We start from the raw sequence: 24,563 nt of genomic DNA on the forward strand, positions 1-24,563 counted from the left end.
GATATCAGAGTACGAATAATCCTTCCCGGTCCAAACGAAAAATCACGAACGGGTGAGACCACAGCTCGGCCGGAACGCAGCTGAAACAAATCATCGTGAGCCTCCGGCAAAGACTGTCGCCGCAAAGAAAAGCCGCCGGAAATTGCTCTCCGGCGGCCATTATCAATCAACTCTCCTAGACCCGGATGATTTTAGGCCGGCCCGGCCTAAAATCTGAATCCGGATCTACATCAAAGAAGAAGAACATGATGTCGTCCGAAAACCGCTCACAGTTTTTCGGCATCATACTCCGAAAATCAGGCAGCGAGATCGCGCAGCACCGTCTGCAAGATGCCGCCATTGTTGAGGTAGATCACCTCGTCGAGCGTATCGACGCGCGACAGCAGCGGAACGTCCTTAACGGTGCCGTCGCTATAGGTGATCTTGGCGATCTTCCGCTCGCGCGGCTTGATCTTGTCCAGGCCCTCGATGGTGACGAGTTCGTCGCCCTTGAGGCCGAGGCTCTGCCAGGTCGTGCCCTCCTCGAAGACAAAGGGGATGACGCCCATGCCGACCAGGTTCGAGCGATGGATGCGCTCGAAGGACTGGGCGATCACCGCCTTGACGCCGAGCAGGTTGGTACCCTTAGCAGCCCAGTCGCGCGACGAGCCGTTGCCGTATTCGACACCGGCGAAGATGACGAGCGGCACGCCTTCGGTCTTGTACTGCATGGCGGCGTCGTAGATCGAAGTCTCTTCCTTCGACGGGTAGTGGATGGTGTAACCACCTTCCTTGCCGTTCGGGCCGAGCATGTGGTTGCGGATGCGGATATTGGCGAAGGTGCCGCGCATCATCACTTCATGGTTGCCGCGGCGTGTGCCGTACTGGTTGAAGTCGGCAACTGCAACGTCGTGGCCGATGAGGTAGGCGCCTGCCGGCGAAGCCGCCTTGATCGAACCGGCCGGCGAGATGTGGTCGGTGGTGATCTTGTCGCCGAATAGGCCCAGGACGCGCGCGCCCTTGATGTCGGCAACGCCGGTGCCCTTCTTGCCCATGCCGACGAAGTAGGGCGGGTTCTGGACATAGGTCGAATTGTCGTCCCAGGCATAAGTCTGGCCCGGCGGGACCTGAACGGCCTGCCAGTTGACGTCGCCCTTGAAGACGTCGGCATATTTGCTTTCGTAGAGCTCGCGGGTCACGTACTTCTGGATGAACTCCTGCACCTCGTGCGCGGTCGGCCAGATATCCTTGAGGTAGACCGGTTTGCCGTTCTGGTCTTCGCCGATCGGCTCCTTGGTCAGATCCTTCTGGACCGTGCCGGCAAGCGCGTAAGCGACGACGAGCGGCGGCGAAGCGAGGTAGTTCGCCTGGACATCGGGCGAGATACGGCCCTCGAAGTTACGGTTGCCCGAGAGCACGCCCGATACGATCAGTCCCTTGTCGTTGATCGTCTTCGAGATCGGCGCCGGCAGCGGACCGGAATTGCCGATGCAGGTCGTGCAGCCGAAGCCGACGAGGTTGAAACCGAGCTTGTCGAGATCGGCCTGCAGGCCTGACTTGGCGAGATATTCGCCGACGACCTGCGATCCCGGCGCCAGCGAGGTCTTGACCCACGGCTTGGTCTTCAGGCCCTTGGCGACGGCGTTGCGGGCGAGAAGGCCGGCAGCGATCAGCACCGACGGGTTGGAGGTGTTGGTGCAGGAGGTGATGGCGGCAATCGCGACGTCACCATGGCCGAGATCAAAATCGGTGCCTTCGACCGCATAGCGGTTATTGAGCTGTCCGGGCTTCTTGTAGTCGGCATCCATCGAGCCGGCGAAGCCGGAAGCGATATTTTCGAGCGCGATGCGGCCTTCCGGACGCTTCGGGCCGGCCATCGACGGGACGACATCGCCGAGGTCGAGTTCCAGGGTGTCGGTGAAGACGAGATCGGAACCATCGCCGTCGCGCCACATGCCCTGGGCCTTGGAATAGGCTTCGACGAGGGCGATCCGGTCATGCGTGCGGCCGGACATGGTGAGGTAGTTGATGGTTTCGCCGTCGACCGGGAAGAAGCCGCAGGTCGCGCCATATTCCGGACCCATATTGCCGATGGTCGCACGGTCGGCGAGCGGCATGTTGTCCATGCCGGGGCCGAAGAATTCGACGAACTTGGAAACGACGCCCTTCTTGCGCAGCATCTGCACGACCGTCAGAACGAGGTCGGTCGCGGTGACACCTTCCTTGAGTTTGCCGGTCAGCTTGAAGCCGATAACTTCGGGCAGAAGCATCGAAACCGGCTGGCCGAGCATGGCCGCTTCCGCCTCGATACCGCCCACGCCCCAGCCGAGAACGCCGAGACCGTTGATCATCGTCGTATGGCTGTCGGTGCCGACGCAGGTGTCGGGATAAGCGATCGTCTCGCCGTCCTCTTCCTTGGTCCAGACGGTCTGGCCGAGATATTCGAGATTGACCTGGTGACAGATGCCGGTGCCCGGAGGAACGACGCGGAAGTTCTTGAAGGCCTGCTGGCCCCACTTCAGGAAGCGGTAGCGTTCGCCGTTGCGCTGATATTCCAGCTCGACATTCTTGGCGAAAGCCTGCGGCGTGCCGAATTCGTCGACGATGACGGAGTGGTCGATGACGAGGTCGACGGGAACGAGCGGGTTGATCTTTTCGGGATCGCCACCGAGCGACACCATCGCGTCGCGCATCGCGGCCAGGTCGACGACGGCGGGAACGCCGGTGAAGTCCTGCATCAGAACGCGCGCCGGGCGATAGGCGATTTCGTTTTCGACCGCACCCTTGTTGTTCAGCCACGCGGCAACGGCCAGGATGTGCTCCTTGGTGACCGACTGGCCATCCTCGAAGCGCAGCAGGTTTTCGAGCAGCACCTTCATCGAATAGGGAAGCTTCGATACGCCGGCCAGACCGTTTGCCTCAGCCTTGGGCAGGCTGTAATAGACATAGTCCTTTCCACCAACGGAAAGCGTGGAACGACAATTGAAACTGTCAAGAGATTTAGACACGAGAGACCCCGTTCTGATAGCCAACACAGTCGTGCGAACGCCTATGCACTTAATGCACATCAGGATGCGGGTACGGCCATTTCCGCTGTCCGCACGTGGAGCAGATGCTCCAAGTTCGGCGCAAGGATGAAATTCACGCCGACCGCTGGCGTGGTTGCAGGTCTTATAGATAATTTCCTAAAAACTTGCCATACCCGGAAACGAGCAAAATCGGACATTTTTTGACCCATCCGGAAGCCGAAACGAAGAAAGAACCGATGCATGCATCTCACCGCCGAAAATCTGGCCGCAAGGCGCGGTGACGATCTGATTTTCGTTAATCTTTCCTTTCACTTGGCGGCCGGCGAGGCGCTTGTGCTGACGGGGAGAAATGGATCCGGAAAGTCCACTTTGCTGCGTGTTGTTGCCGGCCTCCTGCGGCCGGAAAAAGGCACTGTCGTCTTTCATGGCGACGGCAGCCGGGAAGGCCGGCATCCCGGCGAGGTCAGCCACTACCTCGGCCATCGAAACGCAATGAAGAATGAACTTACGGTTGCAGAGAACCTCGATTTCTGGCGCGCCTTTCTCGACGAAACGAAAGCACCTGCCGGCCTATCCCTTGAGGAGGCAGCCGAAGCCGTCGGCCTTTCGGGAATAACCCACCTTCCCTTCGGTTATCTCTCCGCCGGCCAGCAGCGCCGATTCGCCTTCGCCAAGCTGCTCGTCGCCCACCGCCCCGTCTGGATCCTCGACGAGCCCACAGCGGCGCTCGATGCCAGCGCCGACCGGCTGTTCGCCGGATTGATCGAAGCGCATCTGGCAAAGGGTGGCATTCTTCTGGCGGCGACACATCAGCCGCTGGGATTGAAGAATATGCAGGAATTGAAAATGACGGGCTTTGCCGGCGTGGATCAGGGAGTGTGGGGATGACTGCCCTCTTCCTCCGCGACCTGAAACTTTCCATCCGCGCCGGCGGCGGTGCGCTGATCGGCGTGCTGTTCTTCCTGACCGTCGTCGCCGTCATCCCCTTCGGCGTCGGGCCGGATCTCAAGCTGCTTTCGCGCATCGGCCCAGCCATCGTCTGGATCGGCGCGCTGCTTGCCGCCCTTCTCGGCCTCGACCGCTTGTTCCAGGCCGAGCGCGACGACGGATCGCTCGACCTGATGCTGATGCAGGAAACACCGCTTGTCCTGACCGTGCTGGTGAAATGTTTCGCCCATTGGGCCGCCACCAGCCTGCCGCTGGTGATCGCCTCGCCGCTGCTCGGCCTCTTCATGAATATGGACGAGGCAGCGATCGGCGCGACCATGCTGACGTTCCTTGTCGGCTCGCCGGCCATTACCTTCATTGGCGCCGTCGGCGCTGCCGTTGCCGTCGCCCTGCCCCGCGGCGGCCTGCTGGTTTCGATCCTGGTCCTGCCGCTGACCATCCCTGTACTGATCTTCGGCGTCAGCGCCACCTATGCCGCGGTCGAGGATCCCGCCCCTTTCCTGCCGCCCTTCCTCATCCTGACTGCGCTGACGCTGTTCTTTGCCGTGATCGGCCCGGCCGCCGCTGCGCTCGCGCTGCGAAACACGTCGGATTGAATGTCACTCGATTGCGGGAACAGCCGGATAGGGATAAGGAAGCGGCCATGAACGACATAAGCCTTGCCATCCGTAAATTCATCGATCTCGCCAATCCGACGCGATTTCTGGCGCTGGCGGCCCGCGTCATTCCTTGGCTGGCTTGCATCACCGCGCTGTGTTTCGCGGCCGGCCTCTATCTCAGCTTCTCGACCGAAGGCGATTACCAGCAGGGCGAGACCGTTCGGATCATGTATATCCACGTGCCTGCCGCCTGGCTTTCGATGATGTGCTACACGATCATGAGCCTCTCGGCGATCGGCACGCTCGTCTGGCGCCACCCGCTGGCCGACGTCTCCGCCAAGGCCGCAGCCCCGCTCGGCGCCGCCTTCACCTTGCTCGCGCTGGTCACCGGCTCGCTCTGGGGCAAGCCGATGTGGGGTACCTGGTGGGTGTGGGACGCGCGCCTGACCTCGGTCTTCGTGCTCTTTCTGATGTATCTCGGCCTGATTGCGCTGAGCCGCGCCATCGACGATCCGTCGAGGGCAGCGCGGGTCTCAGCCGTGCTCATCCTTGTCGGCTTCGTCAACATTCCGATCATCAAGTTCTCCGTCGAATGGTGGAACACGCTGCACCAGTCGGCGAGCGTGCTCAGGATCGGCGGTCCGGCGATCGATCCGGAATTCCTGCGCCCGCTGCTCGTCATGGCGATCGCCTTCACCCTGCTCTTCTTCACCCTGCACATCATGGCGATGAGGAACGAGATCTGGCGCCGCCGGATCGCCGCGCAGCGCCGTCTCGCCGCCCGGATGGCGAGCCGGGAGGAGTAGATCATGACGCATGCCTTCTACGTCTACGCCTCCTACGGCTTTGCGGCGCTCGTGACTGTTGCGGTCACGCTCTGGACCTGGGCCGACGGCCGGGCGCGCCGGCGTGAGCTCGCAGCCCTGGAAGCCGCGGGCATTCGCCGCCGCTCGGCGCCCGCGAGGGACGGCGAATGAGCGAAACACCCGAAATCAAGCCCGGCAAGCCGAGCGGACTTAGCCGCTACGCCCTGGCGCTTCTGCCGCTGTTCGTCTTCGGCGCCATTGCCGCGACGGCCGCAAAGATGCTCTATGACCAGGATTTCCATGGCAAGAACATCGCCGAAATCCCGTCGGCCCTGATCGGCACCAAGGCGCCGGCGCTGAACCTTCCGCCGCTCGACGGCGCAAATCTGCCGGCGCTCACCGATGCGGCTATCAAAGGCAAGCTGACCCTGGTCAACGTCTTTGCCTCCTGGTGCATCCCCTGCCGGGACGAACACCCGATCTTGAAGGAACTGGCGAAGGACGGTCGGCTAAACATCGTCGCCATCAACTACAAGGACAAGAACGACAACGCCCTGCGTTTCCTCGGCGAACTGGGAAATCCCTACCGGGCGATCGGCGTCGACCCGAACGGCAAGGCGGCGATCGACTGGGGCGTCTACGGAATTCCGGAAAGCTATCTGGTCGCCCCCGACGGCACGATCCTCTACAAACGCGTCGGCCCCTTCGACGATATCAGCCTGAAGGAAGGGCTGTTTCCGGCGATGGAAAAGGCGCTGGCGAAACCGGCTTCGTAAGCATTATTCCGGATGAGGGGTCTTTTGCAACGACGTGGGCCTAAACCCCACCCTGCCAGACCTTGATCGCCTCCACCGGCCAGATCAGCATCAGCACGTTGAGCGTCAGATTATCGCGGATCACATAGCCGGTGAAAATCTCGAAGAAGATGGCGATCGCCACCGTCAGCGCCACCGGCGCCCGCGATGCAAAGAAGAAGCCAACGCACATGAAAACGGTGTCCATCGCCGAATTCAGGATGCTGTCGCCGTAATAATCGAGCGCGATCGTCGCCGTGCGGTAACGATCGATGATGAGAGGTGAATTCTCCAGCAGCTCCCAGCCGGATTCGATCACCAGCGCTAGGAGCAGCCTTGCCGCCAGCGGCTTGCGGCGTAGGATGAGATATCCGAGGCCGTAAAACAGGAAGCCGTGGATGATATGTGACGGCGTGTACCAGTCGGACAAATGCTGCGAATTGCCGCTGGTATTGACCCCGCCTTCCCACAGTTTGACATAACCGCAGGCGCAGATCGGCACGCGGCCCATCAAATATTCGGTGACGATCTGCGCGACCAGCACCGCAACGCAGGCGACGAACCAGAAATTCTGGCGTCTGACACGATATTCGGCGTCTGCGGCACTCACTTCTCGCCGTCCGTTTCCAGGTTGATACTGTGTTTCAGCACCAGCGGCATCTGCGCCAGCGTGAAGATGATGGTGATCGGCATCGTGCCCCAAACTTTGAAGGCGACCCAGGTATCGTCGGAAAAATTGCGCCAGACGACTTCGTTCAGCACGGCCAGGAACAGAAAGAAGATGCCCCAGCGGATGGTGAGCTTGCGCCAGCCTTCGGCATCGAGTTGGAAAGCGGCGTTGAAGACGTAGCCGAGCAGCGACCGGCCGAAGGCGAGCCCGCCGAGCAGCGCGACGCCGAACAGCGTGTTGACGATGGTCGGCTTCATCTTGATGAAGGTCTCGTTCTGCAGCCAGATCGACAGCGAGCCGAAGATAACGACGACGATGCCGGAAACGAAGGGCATGATCGGCAGATGGCCGAGCACGATCTTCGAAACGATCAGCGAAAACACCGTCGCCGCCATGAAGAGCCCGGTTGCGACGAACAGCGGACCGCCAAGTTCCGAAAGAGCAGGAAACCGCTCCACCAGCCACTGGCCGCGCAGATTGGCAAAGAAGAAAATCAACAGCGGCCCGAGCTCCAGCGCCAGCTTCAACAGCGGATGATGCCGGTCGGCCGCGCTCGGGGTGATATCGCTTTCGGTGGTCATGCGTTCGTCAAACCTGCTGTTCCTGAAAACCTGTTCCCGTCATGCCCTGCAGGCTTTCGGCGGCATATCTGTGGCATCATTGGGGAAGTCCGGCAATGGCGTGCGCGAAATCCTCGGCCTCGAACGGCTCCAGATCGTCGACGCCTTCGCCCACACCGATGAAATAGACCGGCAGCTTGTGCTTGGCGGAAATGGCCACCAGGATGCCGCCACGCGCCGTGCCGTCGAGCTTGGTCATGATCAGGCCGTTGACGCCGGCGACATTGCGGAAGATCTCGACCTGGCTCAGCGCATTCTGTCCCGTCGTCGCGTCGAGCGTCTGCAGCACGGTGTGCGGCGCATCGGGATCGAGCTTGCCGAGAACGCGCACGATCTTCTCGAGCTCGGCCATCAGCTCGGCCTTGTTCTGCAGGCGGCCGGCCGTGTCGACGATCAGCACGTCGCACTTCTTGGCCTTCGCCTGCTCGAAGGCATCATAGGCAAGGCCGGCGGCGTCGGCGCCGATCTTGGTGCCAACGAATTCGGAATTGGTCCGCTCGGCCCAGATCTTCAGCTGCTCGATCGCCGCCGCGCGGAACGTATCGCCGGCAGCCACCATGACCTTCAGCCCGGCGCCCGAAAGCTTCGCCGCTAGCTTGCCGATCGTCGTCGTCTTGCCGGTGCCGTTGACGCCGACGACGAGGATGACATGCGGCTTGTGCGAGAGATCGAGCTGCAGCGGCTTGGCGACCGGTTTCAAAACCTTGGCGATTTCGGACGCCATGATCCTGCTGACATCCTCGCCGGTGACGTCCTTGCCGTAGCGCTCGGAAGCCAGGGTATCGGTGACGCGCAGCGCGGTTTCGACGCCGAGATCGGCCTGGATCAGCAAGTCTTCGAGATCCTGCAGCGTCTCGTCGTCGAGCTTGCGCTTGGTAAAGAGCGCGGTGATCTGACCGGTCAGCTGCGAGGAGGTGCGCGCCAGACCGTTGCGCAGCCGCTGGAACCAGCTGAGTTTCGGCTGCGGGGCAATGGGCTGCGGTTCGACGATTGCCGGGCCGGTGGCGAAGCCTTTGGGAAGAACGGGAGATTCCAGCTTCGGCTGTTCCGCAGTCGTCTCGGAAGGCCCGGTGGGCGTGATACCCCCCTCTGCCCTGCCGGGCATCTCCCCCACAAGGGGGGAGATCGGCTGAATAGAGGCGCCCGGTACCTCATCGATCTCAGGTTGAATTTCCTCTACAGGCGCTTCTGCGACTTCCCCGGTCCTTTCGATCAAAGCCGGTGCATCAGGCTCAAAATGATCTCCCCCCTTGTGGGGGAGATGTCCCGAAGGGACAGAGGGGGGTGTTTCCGTAGCGCTGCCCGCAATCGGCTGGGCTTCCGCCTCCGCGGCAGCCTCTGCCTCCAGCAATGAAAGTGGCACGACGCCCATTTCGCTCAACTGGTCCGGGGCGGGCAGATTTTGTGGTTCCGTATCCTCTGCCGCGACATGCTCTACCGTCACGCCCTCGCCGATATCCGCCGCCGGTCCGCCGGCCGTATCCATTTCCTCGGGCAGCACCGGATCATCGGCGACAGGCAGATCTTCGGCGCGCGAACGCCGCTCCAGCTCCTTGTCGACCGCCTGGGGCACGGGCTCTTCAGCCGGCTTGCCGAAGGTGAAGACCTTTTTGATGAAACTGAGCGCCATGGGGATTCCGTGAAAGTCAGGCCGCTGCGGCCGTCAATTGCATGTCGAGATGCTTGCCATTGTGGCCGGTGATCGTCGCCGGCACAAGTTCGCCGGGACGAAGGCCGGCGGCTGCGACCAGCGTGAAGTTTTCCGTATGGGCCAGGCCGTTGTTTTCGACGAGCAGCCATTGCCGGGTTCCGACCATGCCGTCGAGATGGGATTGATGGAGCCTATGTCCAGTGGCGCGCAGCCTTGCGGCGCGATCCTTGACCAGCGACCGGTCGAGCTGCGGCATGCGGGCGGCCGGCGTGCCGGGACGCGGGCTGTAGGGAAAGACATGCAGATGGGCGATTTCAGCCTCTTCGGCGAGCCGCACGGCACTGGCGAACATCTCTTCCGTTTCCGTCGGGAAACCGGCGATCATATCGGCGCCGAAGCTCATTTCGGGGCGAAGACGGCGCGCCTCCTCGATGAAACGCAGCGCATCGGCGCGCGAATGTCGGCGCTTCATCCGCTTCAGGATCATGTCGTCGCCATGCTGCAGCGACAGATGCAGATGCGGCATGAAGCGCGGCTCGTCGGCGATCAGGTCCATCAGATGGGCGTCGGCCTCGATGCTGTCGATCGAGGAAAGCCTGAGGCGGCGGATATCCGGAATCTGCTTCAAGAGCGTCTTGGCGAGAAGCCCGAGGGTCGGCGCGCCCGGCAGGTCGCCGCCATAGCTGGTGGCGTCGACCCCGGTCAACACGATCTCGCGATAACCGCTGTCGGCCAGCCTGCGGGCCTGGTCGACGACGGCTCCCATCGGCACGGAGCGGGAATTGCCGCGGCCATAGGGAATGATGCAGAAGGTGCAGCGGTGGTCGCAGCCGTTCTGCACCTGGATGAAGGCGCGCACATGCCCGTCGATGTGCCTGACCATCTGCGGCGCCGTCGCCTTGACGCTCATGATATCGTTGACGCGTAACTTCTCTTCGGCCGAAACGCCGAAATCCGGCAGGCTGCGATAGGAGGCGCTCGAAAGCTTCTCCTCATTGCCGAGCACAGCATCGACCTCCGCCATCTCGGCGAAGGTCTGTTTTTCCGTCTGCGCGGCACAGCCGGTGACGATGATGCGGGCATGCGGATTGTCGCGCCGCGCCCGGCGGATGGCCTGGCGGGCCTGGCGCACGGCCTCGCCGGTCACGGCGCAGGTATTGACCAGTATGGCGTTGTTGAGCCCGGCCTTCTCGGCCTGCGCCTTCATCACTTCGGATTCATATGTGTTGAGGCGGCAGCCGAAGGTAATGACCTCGATGCCGCTCACTGCGCCTCGGCTCCCCGGTCCGCATCGCGCGACCACAGGCCGGTCGCAGGATCGAGCCTGCCCGACCACTCCCACTCGGCCGGACCGGTCATGACGACGTGATCGTCGCGCTCGCGCCATTCGATCGAAAGTGTGGCCGGCGGCTTGGCGCTTGCCACATTGATCGTCACTTTGCGGCCGGTGCGGCCGGTGCGCGCTGCGCTGACGGCAGCCGAACAGGCGGCCGAACCGCAGGCAAGCGTCAGTCCCGCGCCGCGCTCCCAGGTGCGCGTCGTCATCGATGTCGGCGAGGTCACCTGCGCCAGCGTGATGTTGGCGCGCTCGGGAAACATCGGATGGTTTTCCAGCAGCGGCCCGAAGCGGGCGAGATCATAGGACATCACGTCCCTGTCCACCCAGAAGATCGCATGCGGGTTGCCCATCGACATGGCCGAAGGCGAATGCAACACCGGATTGTCGATCGGGCCGATCTGCAGCTCGATGCGGCCGGTATCGTGGAATTCTTCCGAAAGCGGGATCCTGTCCCAATCGAACACCGGCTTGCCCATGTCGACGGAGATCGTCCCGTCCTCGTGCTCGACAGCATTGAGGATGCCGGCGACCGTCTGGAAGGTGAAGGCCTTCCGACCGGTCTCGGCGGCAAGCGCCTGTACGACACAGCGGGTGCCGTTGCCGCAAGCCTGCGCCTTCGAGCCATCGGAGTTCAGGATATCGATGAACGCGCCGGTGCCTTCAGCCTTCGGATCATGGATCGCCATGATCTGGTCGAACTCGGTCTGCGGATCGGCATTGAGCGCGACCGCCGCTGCGGGCGTCACCTTATCAGGCCGTCCGCGCATGTCGACGACCAGGATCTTGTTGCCAAGCCCGTTCATCCTCGCGAATTCGACCGTTGCGCTCATGATGTCATTCCGTCCGTCTTTCCGCTGTATATGGCGGAAACGCGAAGGAATTACCAGTGGGTGAGTGCCATGCAGGCCTTGCGGCCGACTGAGCCTCCGGGCGGTCCGTCTTCTACCGCTGCCCGCCGTCGGCTTCGAAGGACGCCGCATGCGCCTCGACGATAGCGGCGGTGATGACCTTCCTCAGCTCGTAGACCAGCGAGCGGGATCGTTTGCGATCCAGATCCTGTGCCGCTTTTGCAAGACTAAGGCCTTCGTTGAGAACAATATGATGGGCCCGTGCCAGCGCCCAACTTTCAATATCAGCATTGATCATTCGATATCTCCGCCGGATCATCCGGCATCAAGGATATTCACGAATCATTTTACAGGACGCACTTAAGTAGAAAGTAGAATCACAAGCAGAATATTTTGCAACTGGCCTGAATGGCGAATTGGATTGTGAGCGGCAATTTAGCCGCTTGCCCCATGTGGCACCGCTTCCGAAAAGCCCGCTGTGCGGTCATCCGCCCGCATTCGCCTTGACTTTCCCGCCGCTTTCCTGTTTATCGCGCCCAATCCGCGACGAGCCAGATGACTCCGAGCCGCCGACCGGGACTTCGAGATCCCGGAGGTCAACACCCGACAGCGCGATGCGCCCTCGGGTGCTTTTTGGCTTTGCGTCTTGTTTTCGTCAAGGAAAAGCACGACGTTTCCGGGCAGATCAACCCGCCCGAAACGTATCAAGGAAGAGCCGATGTTTGAAAACCTCCAGGACCGTCTTGGATCCATTCTGAATGGACTGACAGGCCGTGGCGCGCTTTCGGAAGCCGATGTTTCCGCAGCGCTGCGCGAGGTTCGCCGCGCGCTGCTGGAGGCCGACGTCGCGCTCGACGTCGTGCGTTCCTTCACCGACCGCGTGCGTGAAAAAGCCGTCGGCGCCGAGATCCTGAAGTCGATCAAGCCCGGCCAGATGGTCGTCAAGATCGTCCATGACGAACTGATCGAGATGCTGGGCGGCGAAGGTGTGGGCATCGACCTGCATGCGGCCGCCCCCGTCGTCGTCATGATGGTCGGCCTTCAGGGCTCGGGCAAGACGACGACGTCAGCCAAGATCGCCAATCGTCTGTCGACGCGCGAGAAGAAAAAGGTGCTGATGGCGTCGCTCGACACGCGCCGTCCGGCCGCGCAAGAGCAGCTTCGCCAGCTCGGCGCGCAGGCCAATATCGACACGCTGCCGATCATTGCAGGCCAGTCGCCGACCGATATCGCCGCCCGCGCCGTGCAGGCGGCCAAGCTCGGCGGCCATGACATCGTCATCCTCGACACCGCCGGCCGCACCCATATCGACGAGCCCTTGATGGTCGAGATGGCCGACATCAAGAAGCGCTCGAACCCGCATGAAATCCTGCTGGTCGCCGACAGCCTCACCGGCCAGGACGCCGTCAACCTCGCCCGCAATTTTGACGAACGCGTCGGCATCACCGGCTTGGTGCTGACCCGCATGGACGGCGACGGCCGCGGCGGTGCTGCCCTTTCGATGCGCGCCGTCACCGGCAAGCCGATCAAGCTGATCGGCGTCGGCGAGAAGATGAGCGAGCTCGAGGAGTTCCATCCCCGCCGCATTGCCGACCGCATTCTCGGCATGGGCGATATCGTTTCGCTCGTCGAGCGCGCCGCGGAGAATATCGACGCCGAAAAGGCGGCCGCCATGGCCGCCAAGATGGCCAAGGGCAAGTTCGACCTCGACGACCTCGCCGATCAGCTGCGCCAGATGCAGAAGATGGGCGGCATGGGCGGCATCATGGGCATGATGCCCGGCATGGCCGGCATGAAGGACAAAATGGCCGCAGCCGGCCTCGACGACAAGCTTTTCGGCCGCCAGATCGCCATCATCCAATCGATGACCAAGGCCGAGCGCGCCAATCCCGACCTGCTCAAGCATTCGCGCAAGAAGCGCATCGCCGCCGGCTCCGGCACCGATGCCGCCGCCATCAACAAGCTTCTGAAGATGCACCGCCAGATGGCGGACATGATGAAGATGATGGGCGGCAAGGGCAAAGGCGGCCTGATGAAGCAGATGATGGGCGGCCTTGCCGGCAAGATGGGGCTTGGCGGCGGCGGCATGGGCGGCATGCCCGATCTCTCGAATATCGATCCCCGTCAGCTCGAAGCCCTGCAGAAGCAGGCGGAAGCGGCGGGTTTGGGAAAACCGGGCGGGGGTATGCCCGGTCTCGGCGGTCTGCCGGGTGGTTTGCCGGGCCTCGGCGGCGCCAAGCTGCCGGGCCTTGGCGGTGGTTTCCCGGGCTTGCCCGGCTTGCCGAAGAAGAAGTGAAAGGATCGCTTGCCCCATGATTGATCCAAACGTCAAAGCCCAGCTCGCGAGCTATCGTCAGTCGATCGACAATATCGATGCCGCTCTCGTGCACATGCTGGCCGAACGCTTCCGCTGCACCAAAGAAGTCGGCGTGCTGAAGGCCAAATACAATCTGCCGCCGGCCGATCCGGCGCGCGAGGAATACCAGATAGAACGCCTTCGCCAGCTGGCGAAGGCCGCCAATCTGGATCCGGATTTCGCCGAGAAGTTCCTGAACTTCGTCATCAAGGAAGTCATCCGGCATCATGAGCAGATCGCTGCGGACCACGCTGAACAGAGCGCCGCAGCCCGATAACCACACCGCCCTACGAAGCGGTCAAGAAAAGCCTAAGGAGTAAAGAACATGGCACTGAAAATTCGTCTCGCCCGCGGTGGCTCCAAGAAGCGTCCGTACTACCACGTCGTGCTCGCTGATGCGCGCAGCCCGCGTGACGGCCGCTTCCTCGAAAACCTCGGCTCCTGGAACCCGATGCTCGCCAAGGATGACGAGAAGCGCGTTCAGCTGAACGCCGAGCGCATCAAGCACTGGATCGACAACGGCGCCCAGCCGACCGACCGCGTTCTGCGCTTCCTCGATGAAGCCGGCGTTGCCAAGCGCGAAGCCAAGAACAACCCGATCAAGGCAAAGCCCGGCAAGCGCGCCCAGGAACGCGCCGCCGAAAAGGCCCAGAAGATCGCCGACGCTGCAGCAGCTGCTGCCGACGCCGCGGAATAATCGGGACATTCCCTTCTCGAGCGGGCGGCATGGCGACATGCCGCCCGTTTTCGTTTCCAATCGCCCGCACTTCGTTTATGAGAAACCTGTCTTTCGGCTTCACGTGAAGGAACCCATGACAAAGCTTGAAAACCCGGTTTTGATGGCGACGATCGGTGGCGCGCAGGGTCTCAGGGGCGAGGTGCGCGCCAAGGCCTACACGGCCGATCCCAGCGCGCTCGGCGATTACGGCCTTTTGCACAGCATGGACGGACGCAGCTTCGAAATCCTCGAAATCCGCGAGATGAAGAATGTCGTCGTCGTCCGTTTCCGCGGCATCAACGACCGCAACGCCGCCGAAGCGCTGAACGGACTTGAACTCTATATCGAGCGCGACAATCTGCCGGACGAGGAGCTCGAGGACGATGAGTTCTACTATGCCGATCTCGAAGGGCTCGAAGCGCTTGATGACAAGGGCGTCAGCTACGGAACGGTCACCGGCGTCTTCGATTTCGGCGCTGGCGATCTCCTGGAGCTCAAGGGCCCGGGCAAGCGCCCCGTTCTCATTCCCTTCTCGGAAGCCTCTGTGCTGGAAATCGATCTCGAAGCCGGTACGCTGCTGATCGATCCGCTGGCGGCGGGACTGGTCGACGACCCCGAGCTTTCGCAGTTCACCGCGGACAAGCCGAAAAAGAAGAAGTAATGGCTTTCCGGGCGCGCGTACTGACACTTTATCCGGAAATGTTTCCGGGGCATCTTGGCTTCTCGCTCGCCGGCAAGGCGATGGAGCGTGGGCAATGGTCACTGGATCTGGTGCAGATTCGCGATTTCGCCACCGACAGACACCGCACTGTCGACGACACGCCTGCCGGCGGCGGCGCCGGCATGGTGCTGAAGGCTGACGTTCTCGCCCGCGCGATCGACAGTGCCGGTGAAAATGATCCCCGGCCGCGCCTGCTGATGAGCCCGCGCGGCCGGCCGCTGACGCAGCAGCGCGTGCGTGAGCTTGCGGCGGGTGACGGCGTCATCATCGTCTGCGGTCGCTTCGAGGGCGTCGACCAGCGGGTGATCGAGGCGCGCGGACTGGAAGAAGTCTCGATCGGCGATTACGTGCTGTCGGGCGGCGAGCCGGCGGCGCTGATCCTGCTTGATGCGATCATCCGCATCCTGCCCGGCGTGATGGGCAACGATCTTTCCGGCCTGCACGAAAGCTTCGAGGGCGGGTTGCTGGAACATCCCCATTATACCCGGCCACAAGAGTGGGAAGGCCGGGAAATTCCCTCCGTCTTGACGTCCGGCAACCACGGAGCCATCGAGAAATGGCGCCACCAGGAAGCGGTGCGGCTGACGCAGGAACGGCGGCCGGACCTGCTCGATAGCGCTAAAACAGAGAAAAACGGCTGATTTCGCCGGCGTTTTCACAAAAATGTCGTGCGAGGGATGACAAGCCCCAGCCTTTCGTGTATTGGCGCACGCGGAAATGGGGCTAGCCCCGTCTGCCAGCAAACAAAGAATGGCGAATCCGCTCCCGCCCGTAAGGGCAAACTCCAGAGGCATCGACCGAAGGACAGTATGAGCGCTCTGGCTGTTTCAGAAGAACCAAAGGTTAAGACGATGAACATCATCCAGCAGCTCGAGGCCGAACAGGCCGCTAAGATCGAAGCCAAGCGCACCCTCCCCGAATTCTCCCCGGGCGACACCGTCCGCGTCAACGTGAAGGTCACGGAAGGCAACCGTACGCGCGTCCAGGCCTATGAAGGCGTCTGCATCGCCCGCTCCGGTGGTGGCCTGCAGGAAAACTTCACGGTTCGCAAGATCTCCTACGGCGAAGGCGTCGAGCGCGTATTCCCGGTCTACTCGCCGATGATCGAAAGCGTCGACGTTGTTCGCCGCGGTAAGGTCCGTCGCGCCAAGCTCTATTACCTCCGCGACCGTCGCGGCAAGTCGGCTCGTATCGTTGAAGACACCGGCGTTCGCGCCCGCAAGCTCAACGACGCCGAGCGCGCTGCTGTCGCCGAGGAAAAGGCCCGTATCGAAGCCGAGAAGGTTGCAGCCGCCCAGGCGCTCGCCGCCGAAAAGGCAGCAGCAGAAGCTGCGGAAGCCAAGGCCGCGGCCGAAGCAGCTGCTGCAGCCGAAGCCGAGAAGGCCGCAGAATAAGATCTGCGCAAAATTCTATTTGTGGAAAGGCGGTCTTCGGATCGCCTTTTCTATTTTTTACGCGACCGTGCAGCCGGCAGCCTTGCCTTCGGCAGGTCATCCGTGACAATTTTTGCCGTTCAATTTTGGAGCCGTTCTATGCTGTTTCGTCGCACCGTTCTCGCAAGCTTCGCCGCTCTTGCGCTTTCGCCCATGGCCGTATCGGCTGCCGAACTGCCGGATCTCGGTGGCAAGAGCGTCGTCGTCGTCACCGAGAATGCCTATCCGCCGCTGCAGTTCGTCGACCCGAAATCCGGCAAGGCGGTTGGCTGGGAATATGATGCGATGAACGAGATCGCCAAGCGGCTGAACTTCAAGCTCGAATATCAGAACACCAGCTGGGACGCGATGATCCAGGCGGTTTCCGACGGTCAGTACAACATCGGCATGACCGGGATCACCATCAAGGACGATCGCAAGCAGAAGGTCGACTTCTCCGATCCCTATATGCGCTCGCAGCAATTCATGCTGGTGCGCGGCGACGAGAAGCGCTTCACCGACGCCAAGAGCTTTGCCGCCTTCAACGACGGCCTGATTGGCGCCCAGCCCGGCACCTCGCCTTTCTACACCGCCGTCTATGAAATCCTCGACGGCAACGAACAGAACCCGCGCATCAAGCTCTTCGAGACCTTCGGCGCAACCGTGCAGGCCCTGAAAACAGGCGATGTCGATCTCGTCCTCACCGACAGCGTCGCCGCTAAGGGTTATGTCGATTCCGCGAACGGCGCCCTGAAGGTGGTTGGCGAACCGCTCGGCACCGAGGATTTCGGCTTCATCTTCCCGAAAGGCTCCGATCTCGTCGCCCCCGTCAATGCCGCCATCGCAGCGCTGAAGGCTGACGGCACCTTCGAGGCGCTGAACAAGAAGTGGTTTCTCGACTACAAGATGGGCGAATAATCCCTCGAGAGATCGCAGATGGCTCCACAACCATCCCCGCGACATGAGAAGGACGACCGTCCCTGGTGGCTGGCCGTCCTTCTCTTGATCGGCATCGTTCTCGCCGTCGTCATCATCACAAACGACATTTACACCCAGGTCTTCCGCACCGTGGTCAACGGCGTCGGCGTCACCGTGTTCGTGACGCTCGTCGCCTTTGCCTTGGCAACGGTGCTCGGTCTCGGCATCGCGCTGCTCGGCCTGGCGGACAGCGTCGTGCTGCGCCAGATCGCCCGCTTCTATATCGAGATCATCCGCGGCATCCCGATGCTGGTGCTGCTCTTCTACGTCGCCTTCGTCGGTGCGCCCGGTTTCGTCACGGCCTATAACTTCATGATCACACCCCTGGTGAAATCAGGCGTTACGGAACCGATCCTGGTGCGCGACCTGTCGCTGATGTGGCGGGCCGTCATCGCGTTGATGATCGGCTATTCCTCCTTCATTGCCGAGATCTTCCGCGCCGGTTTCCAGTCCGTCGATATCGGTCAAATCGAGGCGGCAAAGTCGCTCGGCCTGTCGCGCTACCGCCGCTTCCGGCTCGTCGTCTTCCCGCAGGCGATCCGGGTCATCCTCCCGCCGCTCTCCAACGATTTCGTCTCGATGGTGAAGGATTCATCCCTCGTCTCCGTCCTCGGTGTCGCCGACATCACGCAGATGGGCAAGGTCTATGCCTCCGGCTCCTTCCGCTTCTTCGAGACCTATTCGATCGTCACCTATATCTATCTGATCCTGACGATCGGCCTGTCGCTGGCGCTGCGGCGGATCGAGAAGAAGATGAAGCAGATGCCGCGGCGCTAAGCGCCCGCGTCCATTCGGATGCAGAAAGGACGCGCCTCACGATTCGAATTGCCGTTTCGATCAAAAATCGCTATATCCACCGCCATGGAATCCAAGTTCAGATGCACTGGTGCGCATATTTTCGTGCTGCAGGACCACTATCGCCTGCCGGCGCGGTTTTTCGCATGCGTCTCCGGTGCGCTCAACAGCCGACTTCGTTGATCGAATGACGGCCGGCGGAGCCCGATCCGCTTTTTTCCGATTTTCCAAAGCTTTCAAAAACGGACTTACCGCCATGAGCGCACCGCGTACCCTCTACGACAAGATCTGGGACGACCATCTGGTCGACGAACAGGCCGACGGAACCTGTCTTCTCTACATCGACCGCCATCTGGTCCACGAAGTCACCTCGCCGCAGGCCTTCGAAGGCCTGCGCATGTCCGGCCGCAAGGTCCGCGCCCCGGAAAAGACGCTTGCCGTCGTCGACCACAACGTTCCAACCTCGGCCGATCGCCATCTCGGCATCAAGAACGAGGAAAGCCGCATCCAGGTCGAGCAGCTCGCCAAGAATGCCGCCGAGTTCAACGTCGAATATTATTCGGAAAACGATAAGCGCCAGGGCATCGTTCACATCATCGGGCCGGAGCAGGGCTTCACCCTGCCGGGCATGACGATCGTCTGCGGCGACAGCCACACCTCCACCCATGGCGCCTTCGGCTCTCTCGCCCACGGCATCGGCACGTCTGAAGTCGAGCACGTTCTCGCCACTCAGACGCTGATCCAGAAAAAGGCCAAGAACATGCTGGTGCAGGTCGACGGCCAGCTGCCGGCAGGCGTCACCGCCAAGGATATCGTTCTGGCCATCATCGGCGAGATCGGCACCGCAGGCGGCACCGGCTACGTCATCGAATATGCCGGCGAAGCGATCCGTTCGCTGTCGATGGAAGGCCGCATGACGATCTGCAACATGTCGATCGAAGGCGGCGCCCGCGCCGGCCTCATTGCCCCTGACGAAATCACCTTCGAATATATCAAGGGCAAGCCGCGCGCGCCGAAGGGCGAAGCGCTGGAACAGGCGATCGCATATTGGCAGACGCTGAAATCCGACGAAGGCGCGCATTTCGACCGCGTCGTCAAGCTGAACGCCGCCGAACTGCCGCCGATCGTCTCCTGGGGCTCCTCGCCTGAGGACGTCGTCTCCGTCCAGGGCATCGTGCCGAATCCGGATGAAATCCAGGACGAAACGAAGCGTGCCTCCAAGTGGCGTGCGCTTGACTATATGGGCCTGAAGCCGGGCACGAAGATGACCGACATTGCTGTCGACCGCGTCTTCATCGGCTCGTGCACCAACGGCCGCATCGAAGACCTGCGCGCCGCCGCCAAGGTCGTCGAGGGCAAGACCGTCGCCTCGACCGTCAACGCCATGATCGTTCCAGGTTCCGGCCTCGTCAAGGAACAGGCGGAAGCCGAAGGCCTCGACAAGATCTTCAAGGCCGCAGGTTTTGACTGGCGTGAGCCGGGCTGCTCCATGTGCCTTGCCATGAACGACGACCGCCTGAAGCCGGGCGAGCGTTGCGCCTCGACCTCGAACCGCAATTTCGAAGGCCGTCAGGGCTTCAAGGGCCGCACGCATCTCGTCTCGCCGACCATGGCCGCCGCCGCCGCGATCGCCGGACATTTCGTCGATATCCGCGAATGGAACTGACCCTTCCGGCGGAATGAAAGATAAAGCCGCCCGATGCGTCTCAGCGCATCGGGCGGTTTCTATATTGGAGTGCGACAGCCGATCGACGGTATTCGCGCAATCGGCGATCAGAAAGCCGCCGTCATCGGATCCGGCCCCATGCGGGCGCCGGCAGTGTCGAGCTTGGCGATCGCCGCCATGTCGTCGGCATCGAGCTTGAAATCGAACACCTGGAAGTTCTCTTCGATGCGCGACGGCGTGACCGATTTCGGGATGACGACGAGGCCGGTATCGATATGCCAGCGGATGATGACCTGGGCCGGCGTCTTCCGATGCTTGTTGGCGATCTCGCCGATAACCTTGTTCGAGAGGAATTTGCCCTGGCCGAGCGGGCTCCAGGATTCGGTGGCGATATCAAGTTTCTTGTGCGCCTCCCGCGCCGCTCTCTGCTGGAAGTCGGGGTGCAGCTCGATCTGATTGATGACCGGAACGACGCCGGTCTCGCCGATGATGCGCTCGAGATGTTCGGGATAGAAATTCGACACGCCGATCGAGCGGGCGCGGCCCTCTTCGCGGATGCGCACGAATGCCTTCCAGGTCTCGGTGTAGAGGCCGCGATGCGGCGACGGCCAGTGAATGAGATAGAGGTCGACATAGTCGGAGCCGAGCTTCTTGAGGCTGCCGTCGAAAGCGCGCAACGCATTGTCGTAGCCCTGGTCGGTATTCCTGAGCTTGGTGGTGACGAAGATATCCTTGCGGGCGAGGCCGGAGGAGCGGATGCCTTCGCCGACGCCCTCTTCATTGTCGTAACCCGAAGCCGTATCGATATGCCGATAGCCGGCGGCGATTGCGGTGCGCACCGTCGGGGCGGCAATCTCCTGCGGCGTCTGCCAGACGCCGAGACCGACCTGGGGAATGGAATGTCCGTCATGGAAAGTGATGATGGGTTCAGCGGTCACAATATATCTCCGGGAGTTTGAAGAATTGGACGAGGCATGGATTGCGCCCGCACTTGCGGACGTCCCGGAACGCATTTCAGCCGGAGCGTCCGGTCACCGGAACCATATAGGCGGCGGCATCCTGAAGACAATCAGAGGACCCGGACAATCGTTCCCTTCCGAAGGTGGGGCAGAAGGCGGCGCATGTCACGCAGGCTTACAGCCACGCAGCCGGCCGTCGGCTCGTAGCCCGGTCTGATGAGATGGAAGAAGATCGCCGAACCGCGATGGCGCGCCCGCGAGGAAATGTTCCAGTCCATGACAAGGCAGATATCGTAGAGGCCGTCGCTGCGCCGCATCTCCTCATGACCTGCGCTGAATGGCGCCCGCACGAGACGGTTGTAGTTGGCGTTGCCGGGCTGGTCGCACCAGAGCATGTCTGCGCGGATGCGGCGAATGGGAAGCGAAGTGGTGAGTCGACCGTTCCGTTCACCGCACCGGAAACCGGAAATCAGCCGCATCGCGGCGATCGGCGTGGCGCCGTCGCCCTCGCGTTTGAGGATGGTACGGCCCGAACGACCGATCGCGGCAGGGACGGTGATTGCTCCGAATCGGACGATGGCGCGGCTCTTGCGCCCTGGCGCGGGGCGCACCACGATCGTCGATGGCCGCATGCCCCGGCTCCGCCTTGCTTTTTCCATTTTTCTCGCATGTCTTGCATTGCCTGAGGCCTTGATTGAAATCATATGAAAACCTGCGCGGCAACAGCCCCGCCGGCCGATCCTTGCCAAAGCTGCAATTTGGCGTAGGACTAGGGGACGTAACTTTGAGGACGCAACGGCATGACCGCACGCACCATTCTTCTGGTGGATGACGACGAGGACCTTCGTCAGACCCTGACGGAGCAATTGTCGCTTTATGAGGAATTCACGGTTCTTCAGGAAGCCAACGCCGGCAAAGGTGTTGCGACCGCCCGTTCGACGCCGGTCGACCTCTTGATCATGGATGTCGGCCTGCCCGACATGGACGGCCGCGAAGCGGTGAAGCTCCTGCGCAAGGGCGGCTTCAAGGCGCCGATCATCATGCTGACCGGCCACGATACCGATTCGGACACGATCCTTGGCCTCGAAGCTGGGGCCAACGACTACGTCACCAAGCCCTTCCGCTTCGCCGTACTGCTGGCGCGCATCCGCGTGCAATTGCGCCAGCACGAGCAGAGCGAAGATGCGACTTTCACCGTCGGCCCATACCTCTTCAAGCCGAGCCAGAAGCTGCTCACCACCGACAATGGCCAGAAGATCCGCCTGACGGAGAAGGAAGCGGCGATCATCCGCTATCTCTATCGCGCCGAACAGAAGGTCGTCACCCGCGACGTGCTTCTCGAGGAGGTCTGGGGTTATAATTCTGGTGTAACGACGCACACGCTGGAAACCCATGTCTACCGGCTGCGCCAGAAGATCGAACGGGATCCCTCCAACGCCGAAATTCTGGTGACGGAAAACGGCGGCTACAAGATCATACCCTAGAGCATTTCCGTTTTTCCGAATCGCGGAGATGTTTTGTCTCTTTGTTTTCACCCAGTTCCCGGCAAAAGCGTTTCACGCTTTGCCTGGCAAAACCGCCAGGCACTTTTGCTGGAATTGCTCTAAGGCGAAAAGCCGGCATGGCGCTGACTGACGACATTCATCTGCTTTCCCGGCTTCCGCTGTTCAAGGACATGAGCGAGGACCAGCTGAGGCTAATCGCCTTCGGCGCCGACCGGCGCATGATCGCCGCCGGCCAGATGCTGTTCCGCCAAGGCTCGCCGGCCGAGAGCGCCTACGTCGTCTTGAGCGGCAGCCTGGAACTCAGCACGACGAGCAGCGACGGCATGCAGCGGGCGGAGGCTGTCGCCGGACCGGGAACACTGATTTCGGAGCTGGCGCTGGTCACCTTGGTGGAGCGCAAGTTCACCGCGATCGCGCGCGAGGACACCAGCATCATCCGCATCACCCGCGCCCTCTTCCATCGGCTGCTCGAGGAATATCCCGATGCGGCCCGTCTGATCGAAAACCGCATCCGCGACAACCTCGCCGAGCTTGCAGCCAAGGCGGCAAGCCAATTTCACCGCTTCAGCTGATTGCCGTCAGAAATCGAAATGCGCCGTTACCGGCACATGGTCAGACGGCCGGTCCCAGCCGCGCGCCTCTTTCAGGATCTCGATCCGCTGGAGATGCGGCCCGAGATCCGATGACGACCAGATATGGTCGAGCCGGCGGCCGCGATCGGCAGCCTCCCAGTCCTTGGCCCGGTAGCTCCACCAGGTATAAAGCTTCTCGCTGGCCGGCACGTGCTGGCGCATGAGATCGAGCCAGCCGCCGCGCTTCATCACCTCGAGCAGCCCGTCGGTTTCGACGGGCGTATGGCTGACGATTTTCAGCAGTTGCTTGTGCGACCAGACATCGTGCTCCAGCGGTGCGATGTTGAGGTCGCCGACCAGGATGGCGGAGGTGTTGGCCTCGCCATTGGCTTTCAGGAGCTTCATCTCCTCGATGAAGTCGAGCTTGTGGCCGAATTTCGGATTGATCATGCGGTCGGGCTCGTCGCCGCCGGCAGGGACGTAGAAATTGTGCAGCCGGACACGGCGGTTGCCGCGCTCGAACACCGCCGATATGTGACGGGCATCGCCGACGCCGCAATAATCATGTCGGTGATCCTCCGTCAGCGGAATGCGCGAGGCGATTGCGACCCCGTGATAACCCTTCTGGCCATGGATGATGATGTGATCGTAGCCCATCGCCCGCAAAGGTGCTGCCGGAAAGAGCTCGTTCGGCACCTTTGTTTCCTGCAGGCAGAGAATGTCAGGCCTGTGTTTGAGAACGAGTTGCTCGACGATCGGCATGCGCAGCCGCACCGAGTTGATGTTCCAGGTGGTGATCGAAAAGCCCATGCCCCTGCCCTTTCCCACTTTCATGAAAGGGCTTTAGAACAAAGGCGGACAGGAGGAAACCGGGAGCGTGCAAAAGCCTCAGGCGATCAACCGAAAACCCACTCAGTCGCGTGAGGCTGCCGTGCCCGGAATGCTCTCATAGGGCACCCGGAAGACGCGGTCGTCGAACTGCACACCCGTCTTGACGTTGAAGATCATCACCGACGTATCCTTGCCCTGGTTGTCGGTGATCGTCCACTGGCGCAGATCATAGGTCTTCGGATCGAACATCATGGTGATCGTCGAGTTTCCGAACACCGTATTGTTGCCGAGCGCGATCGTCGTCAGGTCCGACTCCTCCTTCACGCCCTTCACCATGCCGGCCGAAAGGTCGATATGCTGCGCCAGGAGCAGGCTGAGCGGAGTCTTCGAGAGCGGATAGAGATCCCACGTCTTGAGCTTCATATTGCCGATGGCGACATTCTTGCCGTCGGCAATTACCCGCATCGGCGACGGATCGTCGTAGTTGAAACGCAGCTTGCCGGGACGCTGGATGAAGAACTTGCCGCCGGTCTGTTCGCCGCGCGGACCGAACTGGACGAATTCGCCCTGCATCGTCGTGACGCCAGAAAAATGATCGGCGATTGCCTGCGCCGTGCCGGAAGCGGGCGCTGCAGCCTGTGCGATGGCGCTCAAGGGGACGGCACTCGCCATCGCAGCGACGGCGAAAGCGCCGAGAAGATCGCGGCGCTTCATCGCCAGGCCGGAGAGGAAGGAATCGGAGTTACGCATCTAAATCTCCTTTATGC

Annotated in this window: 27 protein-coding genes; 16 read left to right on the forward strand and 11 right to left on the reverse strand. The window is 61.7% G+C overall.

Annotated elements, in window-relative coordinates; genetic code table 11:
- Positions 1-296: 296 nt before the first annotated feature.
- On the reverse strand, positions 297-2,987 hold the full coding sequence (gene acnA, locus Tal182_RS21305; RefSeq protein ID WP_085860658.1) for an aconitate hydratase AcnA: 2,691 nt from the start codon (positions 2,985-2,987) through the stop codon (positions 297-299).
- Between the two features lie 261 nt (positions 2,988-3,248).
- On the opposite strand from acnA, the gene ccmA reads away from it, so the two are divergent.
- Genes ccmA through Tal182_RS21330 form a run of 5 tightly spaced genes read left to right on the forward strand, consistent with a single transcriptional unit; the run spans position 3,249 to position 6,137 of the window.
- On the forward strand, positions 3,249-3,896 hold the full coding sequence (gene ccmA / locus Tal182_RS21310; RefSeq protein WP_085860659.1) for a heme ABC exporter ATP-binding protein CcmA: 648 nt from the start codon (positions 3,249-3,251) through the stop codon (positions 3,894-3,896).
- On the forward strand, positions 3,893-4,552 hold the full coding sequence (gene ccmB / locus Tal182_RS21315) for a heme exporter protein CcmB (protein WP_085860660.1): 660 nt from the start codon (positions 3,893-3,895) through the stop codon (positions 4,550-4,552). Before ccmA ends, ccmB begins: the two co-directional genes overlap by 4 nt.
- 47 nt (positions 4,553-4,599) lie before the next feature.
- Positions 4,600-5,361 (forward strand): heme ABC transporter permease, encoded by a 762-nt coding sequence (locus Tal182_RS21320; protein ID WP_085860661.1) that lies wholly within the window; start codon positions 4,600-4,602, stop codon positions 5,359-5,361.
- A gap of 3 nt (positions 5,362-5,364) precedes the next feature.
- Complete coding sequence (ccmD, locus tag Tal182_RS21325) at positions 5,365-5,532, forward strand: heme exporter protein CcmD (RefSeq protein ID WP_064811520.1); 168 nt, start codon at positions 5,365-5,367, stop codon at positions 5,530-5,532.
- Positions 5,529-6,137 (forward strand): DsbE family thiol:disulfide interchange protein, encoded by a 609-nt coding sequence (locus Tal182_RS21330; RefSeq protein WP_085860662.1) that lies wholly within the window; start codon positions 5,529-5,531, stop codon positions 6,135-6,137. Before ccmD ends, Tal182_RS21330 begins: the two co-directional genes overlap by 4 nt.
- Positions 6,138-6,177: 40 nt before the next feature.
- On the opposite strand, the gene Tal182_RS21335 is transcribed toward Tal182_RS21330, so the two are convergent.
- From Tal182_RS21335 to Tal182_RS21360, 6 genes are all read right to left on the reverse strand, one after another.
- Positions 6,178-6,765, reverse strand: coding sequence for a DUF2585 domain-containing protein (locus tag Tal182_RS21335; protein ID WP_064811522.1), 588 nt, complete (start codon positions 6,763-6,765; stop codon positions 6,178-6,180).
- Positions 6,762-7,406 carry a septation protein A gene (locus Tal182_RS21340; RefSeq protein ID WP_012485534.1) on the reverse strand — a complete coding sequence of 215 codons (645 nt, stop codon included), beginning with the start codon at positions 7,404-7,406 and terminating at the stop codon, positions 6,762-6,764. The genes Tal182_RS21335 and Tal182_RS21340 overlap by 4 nt, the downstream gene beginning before the upstream one ends.
- A gap of 76 nt (positions 7,407-7,482) precedes the next feature.
- Positions 7,483-9,075 (reverse strand): signal recognition particle-docking protein FtsY, encoded by a 1,593-nt coding sequence (gene ftsY, locus Tal182_RS21345; protein ID WP_085860663.1) that lies wholly within the window; start codon positions 9,073-9,075, stop codon positions 7,483-7,485.
- A 16-nt stretch (positions 9,076-9,091) separates the two neighbouring features.
- Positions 9,092-10,363 (reverse strand): tRNA (N(6)-L-threonylcarbamoyladenosine(37)-C(2))-methylthiotransferase MtaB, encoded by a 1,272-nt coding sequence (gene mtaB, locus Tal182_RS21350; protein ID WP_085860664.1) that lies wholly within the window; start codon positions 10,361-10,363, stop codon positions 9,092-9,094.
- The gene (dapF, locus tag Tal182_RS21355; protein ID WP_085860665.1) at positions 10,360-11,265 is read right to left on the reverse strand and encodes a diaminopimelate epimerase; all 906 of its coding nucleotides are present in this window, start codon (positions 11,263-11,265) and stop codon (positions 10,360-10,362) included. The genes mtaB and dapF overlap by 4 nt, the downstream gene beginning before the upstream one ends.
- A 112-nt stretch (positions 11,266-11,377) precedes the next feature.
- Positions 11,378-11,602, reverse strand: coding sequence for a hypothetical protein (locus Tal182_RS21360; RefSeq protein WP_064805530.1), 225 nt, complete (start codon positions 11,600-11,602; stop codon positions 11,378-11,380).
- A 399-nt stretch (positions 11,603-12,001) separates the two neighbouring features.
- On the opposite strand from Tal182_RS21360, the gene ffh reads away from it, so the two are divergent.
- From ffh to leuC, 9 genes are all read left to right on the forward strand, one after another.
- Positions 12,002-13,579, forward strand: coding sequence for a signal recognition particle protein (gene ffh / locus Tal182_RS21365; RefSeq protein WP_085860666.1), 1,578 nt, complete (start codon positions 12,002-12,004; stop codon positions 13,577-13,579).
- Between the two features lie 16 nt (positions 13,580-13,595).
- Positions 13,596-13,916 (forward strand): chorismate mutase, encoded by a 321-nt coding sequence (locus Tal182_RS21370; RefSeq protein WP_003543666.1) that lies wholly within the window; start codon positions 13,596-13,598, stop codon positions 13,914-13,916.
- A gap of 48 nt (positions 13,917-13,964) precedes the next feature.
- Positions 13,965-14,336 (forward strand): 30S ribosomal protein S16, encoded by a 372-nt coding sequence (gene rpsP / locus Tal182_RS21375; RefSeq protein ID WP_064805533.1) that lies wholly within the window; start codon positions 13,965-13,967, stop codon positions 14,334-14,336.
- 115 nt (positions 14,337-14,451) lie between these two features.
- Positions 14,452-15,018: a ribosome maturation factor RimM gene (gene rimM, locus Tal182_RS21380; protein ID WP_085861018.1), complete on the forward strand. Its 567-nt coding sequence runs from the start codon at positions 14,452-14,454 to the stop codon at positions 15,016-15,018.
- Positions 15,018-15,719 carry a tRNA (guanosine(37)-N1)-methyltransferase TrmD gene (gene trmD / locus Tal182_RS21385; RefSeq protein WP_085860667.1) on the forward strand — a complete coding sequence of 234 codons (702 nt, stop codon included), beginning with the start codon at positions 15,018-15,020 and terminating at the stop codon, positions 15,717-15,719. Before rimM ends, trmD begins: the two co-directional genes overlap by 1 nt.
- 210 nt (positions 15,720-15,929) lie before the next feature.
- Complete coding sequence (gene rplS, locus Tal182_RS21390) at positions 15,930-16,472, forward strand: 50S ribosomal protein L19 (RefSeq protein WP_064805537.1); 543 nt, start codon at positions 15,930-15,932, stop codon at positions 16,470-16,472.
- 138 nt (positions 16,473-16,610) lie between these two features.
- On the forward strand, positions 16,611-17,408 hold the full coding sequence (locus Tal182_RS21395; RefSeq protein ID WP_085860668.1) for a basic amino acid ABC transporter substrate-binding protein: 798 nt from the start codon (positions 16,611-16,613) through the stop codon (positions 17,406-17,408).
- An 18-nt stretch (positions 17,409-17,426) separates the two neighbouring features.
- Positions 17,427-18,245 carry an amino acid ABC transporter permease gene (locus Tal182_RS21400; RefSeq protein WP_085860669.1) on the forward strand — a complete coding sequence of 273 codons (819 nt, stop codon included), beginning with the start codon at positions 17,427-17,429 and terminating at the stop codon, positions 18,243-18,245.
- Between the two features lie 274 nt (positions 18,246-18,519).
- Complete coding sequence (leuC, locus tag Tal182_RS21405; RefSeq protein WP_064806397.1) at positions 18,520-19,929, forward strand: 3-isopropylmalate dehydratase large subunit; 1,410 nt, start codon at positions 18,520-18,522, stop codon at positions 19,927-19,929.
- A 107-nt stretch (positions 19,930-20,036) separates the two neighbouring features.
- On the opposite strand, the gene Tal182_RS21410 is transcribed toward leuC, so the two are convergent.
- Entirely contained in the window at positions 20,037-20,867 is an 831-nt protein-coding gene (locus Tal182_RS21410) for an aldo/keto reductase (protein WP_085860670.1), read from the reverse strand.
- Between the two features lie 131 nt (positions 20,868-20,998).
- Positions 20,999-21,520: a L,D-transpeptidase family protein gene (locus Tal182_RS21415; protein ID WP_085860671.1), complete on the reverse strand. Its 522-nt coding sequence runs from the start codon at positions 21,518-21,520 to the stop codon at positions 20,999-21,001.
- A 168-nt stretch (positions 21,521-21,688) separates the two neighbouring features.
- Here Tal182_RS21415 and Tal182_RS21420 point away from each other — a divergent pair, with 168 nt between their 5' ends.
- Positions 21,689-22,372: a response regulator transcription factor gene (locus tag Tal182_RS21420; RefSeq protein WP_011427159.1), complete on the forward strand. Its 684-nt coding sequence runs from the start codon at positions 21,689-21,691 to the stop codon at positions 22,370-22,372.
- A gap of 137 nt (positions 22,373-22,509) precedes the next feature.
- Positions 22,510-22,965 (forward strand): cyclic nucleotide-binding domain-containing protein, encoded by a 456-nt coding sequence (locus Tal182_RS21425; RefSeq protein ID WP_064805547.1) that lies wholly within the window; start codon positions 22,510-22,512, stop codon positions 22,963-22,965.
- A gap of 6 nt (positions 22,966-22,971) precedes the next feature.
- Here Tal182_RS21425 and Tal182_RS21430 read toward each other — a convergent pair whose 3' ends face one another.
- Both Tal182_RS21430 and Tal182_RS21435 read right to left on the reverse strand, forming a co-directional pair.
- Positions 22,972-23,775: an exodeoxyribonuclease III gene (locus Tal182_RS21430; protein WP_085860672.1), complete on the reverse strand. Its 804-nt coding sequence runs from the start codon at positions 23,773-23,775 to the stop codon at positions 22,972-22,974.
- A 102-nt stretch (positions 23,776-23,877) separates the two neighbouring features.
- Positions 23,878-24,546 carry an outer membrane lipoprotein carrier protein LolA gene (locus Tal182_RS21435; RefSeq protein ID WP_064811529.1) on the reverse strand — a complete coding sequence of 223 codons (669 nt, stop codon included), beginning with the start codon at positions 24,544-24,546 and terminating at the stop codon, positions 23,878-23,880.
- Positions 24,547-24,563: the final 17 nt, after the last annotated feature.

Origin of the sequence: Rhizobium sp. TAL182 (assembly GCF_002117725.1) — a bacterium.
GTDB lineage: Bacteria > Pseudomonadota > Alphaproteobacteria > Rhizobiales > Rhizobiaceae > Rhizobium > Rhizobium esperanzae.

Coding starts and splice junctions, on each gene's coding strand:
- ccmA (WP_085860659.1), top strand. CDS start 3,249: ATGCATCTCACCGCCGAAAATCTGGCCGCAAGGCGCGGTGACGATCTG.
- ccmB (WP_085860660.1), top strand. CDS start 3,893: ATGACTGCCCTCTTCCTCCGCGACCTGAAACTTTCCATCCGCGCCGGC.
- Tal182_RS21320 (WP_085860661.1), top strand. CDS start 4,600: ATGAACGACATAAGCCTTGCCATCCGTAAATTCATCGATCTCGCCAAT.
- ccmD (WP_064811520.1), top strand. CDS start 5,365: ATGACGCATGCCTTCTACGTCTACGCCTCCTACGGCTTTGCGGCGCTC.
- Tal182_RS21330 (WP_085860662.1), top strand. CDS start 5,529: ATGAGCGAAACACCCGAAATCAAGCCCGGCAAGCCGAGCGGACTTAGC.
- Tal182_RS21340 (WP_012485534.1), bottom strand. CDS start 7,406: ATGACCACCGAAAGCGATATCACCCCGAGCGCGGCCGACCGGCATCAT.
- ftsY (WP_085860663.1), bottom strand. CDS start 9,075: ATGGCGCTCAGTTTCATCAAAAAGGTCTTCACCTTCGGCAAGCCGGCT.
- dapF (WP_085860665.1), bottom strand. CDS start 11,265: ATGAGCGCAACGGTCGAATTCGCGAGGATGAACGGGCTTGGCAACAAG.
- Tal182_RS21360 (WP_064805530.1), bottom strand. CDS start 11,602: ATGATCCGGCGGAGATATCGAATGATCAATGCTGATATTGAAAGTTGG.
- ffh (WP_085860666.1), top strand. CDS start 12,002: ATGTTTGAAAACCTCCAGGACCGTCTTGGATCCATTCTGAATGGACTG.
- Tal182_RS21370 (WP_003543666.1), top strand. CDS start 13,596: ATGATTGATCCAAACGTCAAAGCCCAGCTCGCGAGCTATCGTCAGTCG.
- rpsP (WP_064805533.1), top strand. CDS start 13,965: ATGGCACTGAAAATTCGTCTCGCCCGCGGTGGCTCCAAGAAGCGTCCG.
- rimM (WP_085861018.1), top strand. CDS start 14,452: ATGACAAAGCTTGAAAACCCGGTTTTGATGGCGACGATCGGTGGCGCG.
- trmD (WP_085860667.1), top strand. CDS start 15,018: ATGGCTTTCCGGGCGCGCGTACTGACACTTTATCCGGAAATGTTTCCG.
- rplS (WP_064805537.1), top strand. CDS start 15,930: ATGAACATCATCCAGCAGCTCGAGGCCGAACAGGCCGCTAAGATCGAA.
- Tal182_RS21395 (WP_085860668.1), top strand. CDS start 16,611: ATGCTGTTTCGTCGCACCGTTCTCGCAAGCTTCGCCGCTCTTGCGCTT.
- Tal182_RS21400 (WP_085860669.1), top strand. CDS start 17,427: ATGGCTCCACAACCATCCCCGCGACATGAGAAGGACGACCGTCCCTGG.
- leuC (WP_064806397.1), top strand. CDS start 18,520: ATGAGCGCACCGCGTACCCTCTACGACAAGATCTGGGACGACCATCTG.
- Tal182_RS21415 (WP_085860671.1), bottom strand. CDS start 21,520: ATGCGGCCATCGACGATCGTGGTGCGCCCCGCGCCAGGGCGCAAGAGC.
- Tal182_RS21420 (WP_011427159.1), top strand. CDS start 21,689: ATGACCGCACGCACCATTCTTCTGGTGGATGACGACGAGGACCTTCGT.
- Tal182_RS21425 (WP_064805547.1), top strand. CDS start 22,510: ATGGCGCTGACTGACGACATTCATCTGCTTTCCCGGCTTCCGCTGTTC.
- Tal182_RS21430 (WP_085860672.1), bottom strand. CDS start 23,775: ATGGGCTTTTCGATCACCACCTGGAACATCAACTCGGTGCGGCTGCGC.
- Tal182_RS21435 (WP_064811529.1), bottom strand. CDS start 24,546: ATGCGTAACTCCGATTCCTTCCTCTCCGGCCTGGCGATGAAGCGCCGC.